Origin of the sequence: Streptomyces sp. NPDC001068, from assembly GCF_042897315.1 — a bacterium.
Taxonomy (GTDB): domain Bacteria; phylum Actinomycetota; class Actinomycetes; order Streptomycetales; family Streptomycetaceae; genus Streptomyces.
In genome coordinates this window covers 1-1901 of the sequence record NZ_JBIAYD010000039.1, presented here as the reverse complement: position 1 = coordinate 1901, position 1901 = coordinate 1, and the positions used below count along the sequence as shown (strand labels likewise).

The window sequence follows — 1901 nt, the reverse complement described above, 5'->3', positions numbered from 1 at the left end:
AGAGGGCGGTTCGTGACGCGATGCCCGTTTCCTGGTGTCTTTGAACTCGGGGTGGGTTCCACCTGCGGCGCGGGTCGAGTGCCTCGCCAGGGAGAATGCAGGTGTGTCCAGACGCCAGCGGCCGAAGCCATCTACGGATGTTCGACTTGACCCATATCGCCATGCTGCTGCTCGGCTTATGGATGGGGACGAACAGGTCGGCGTGCTCCTGACCCGAGTCACCACTTGGTGGTGGCAGGAAGGTCCGATCTGCCGAAGGCGGTGGGTGAGGCCGCAAGAGCTTCCTGAGTGGGCAGTGTTTGGTGTCGGTGAAACGCGGCAGTTGCCCGTGTTCGAGGATGGGATCGTTGGTGCTGACGAGCTCGACGAGGAGCTTGGGGACTGGGCCTCGAGATGCTTCCGACTTCGTGGCCGGCGGTTCGCACTCGATTGGCTCGGTGAAGACGAGACCGATGCTGTGCATAAGGAGCACGGCTGGATGAGCGGCTGACCTTCCCTGCTACTGGCTGAGCCGCAATACCCGTCTCCCGGTCTGGTCGCGGGGCTTCGGGCGGCTACTGCTTCCTGGTGAAGCTGCCGGCGTCGGCCTCGGTCAGGATGTCGAGCTTGACAAGGCGTTTCAGCTTGGCGCGGGTGCCTTCGATGTTCTTCGGCAGCAGTTCGTGGTCGAGGGCTTCGCAGACATCACGGGCTCGGAGGGGGCCGGTCGCATCGTTGAAGACGGCGAGGATGCGGGGGTAGTCCGGGTGCTCGGGCAGCTCCGGCGGGGCTGCCGGGAGCCGGTCGGCGAGGCCGGTGACGGTCTTCCGTGTGATCGCGAGGTGGTCGAGGTGGATCTCGGCCTCCCGCAGCCGGGCCTGCAGTTCGTCGATCCGGGCGCGGAGGTCGTCGGCCAGGGCCCGTGCGGCGTCCTCCTGGATGCCGAGCGCGTCGAGCAGGGGCTGGAGGTTCACGCGGTCACCATCTGCGGATCGCGCCAGGTGGGAGTGTTTCCGCCGGTGAGCCTGCGGATCATGACATGAGTCATCGCCCAGTAGACACGGGAGGCGGAGGAGGCCGGGCGGTGCTCGTAGTCGCGGACCAGGCGCCGGTGCAGTATCAGGATCCCGTAGGTCTGCTCGACCCTCCACCGCTTCGGCTGCGGAACGAACCCCATCTCCTGCGGGTTGCGTTCGACGATCTCGACGTCGATACCCAGGCCGGCTCCGTGCGCGACGACCTGACTCTTGAAGCCCTGATCGACCATCGCCTTCTCGACGGTGCCACCGGTGTGCTCGGCGACCTGGTCCAGCAGCGCGACGCCCGCGGCGTTGTCGTGCGCGCTCGCGGCCAGCACGATGACGGCGATGACCAGCCCCAGCACGTCCACCGCCAGTCCCCGCTTGCGGCCCGGCACCCGTTTCGCGGCGTCCCGGCCGGTCGTGGAGGCAGGGACCCCGGCGGCCGCGTGGACACTCTGGGTGTCCAGGACCACCAGCGTCGGGTCCTCTAATCGGCGGTCCCGCTCACGGACCTGGCAGCGCAGGAGCTCGTGGATGACCTGGTCGGTCCCGTCGTCCCGCCAGGCTGCGAAGTAGTAGTACGTCGCGCTCTTCGGCGGCAGATCGTGCGGGAGGTAGGCCCACTGGCAGCCGGTCCGGCCCTGGTAGAGGATCGCGTTCACGATCTCCCGCATCGCGTAGGCGCCCTGGTGGCCGCTGACCGATCGGTGCCGGTCCTTCCACGCCGTGATCACCGGCTCGATCAAAGACCACTGCGCGTCCGATAAGTCACTCGGGTACGGCTTGCGTTCACTCACCTCATTACGCCAGCAGATCGGCCGCTGCGAACCGGAGGATTCAGCCCGCGCTCACACCATCAGGCGACACCAACACCACTCAAAGGCTCACGAACCGCCCTCT

2 protein-coding genes are annotated in these 1901 nt (G+C 67.0%); both read right to left on the bottom strand.

Going from position 1 to position 1901, the window contains the following annotated elements; all coding sequences use genetic code 11:
• Positions 1 to 554: 554 nt before the first annotated feature.
• Positions 555 to 953, bottom strand: a complete 399-nt coding sequence (locus tag ACFY3I_RS43550; protein WP_390866491.1) for a hypothetical protein — start codon at positions 951 to 953, stop codon at positions 555 to 557.
• Positions 950 to 1798, bottom strand: coding sequence for an IS5 family transposase (locus ACFY3I_RS43545; RefSeq protein ID WP_390866490.1), 849 nt, complete (start codon positions 1796 to 1798; stop codon positions 950 to 952). Before ACFY3I_RS43545 ends, ACFY3I_RS43550 begins: the two co-directional genes overlap by 4 nt.
• Positions 1799 to 1901: the final 103 nt, after the last annotated feature.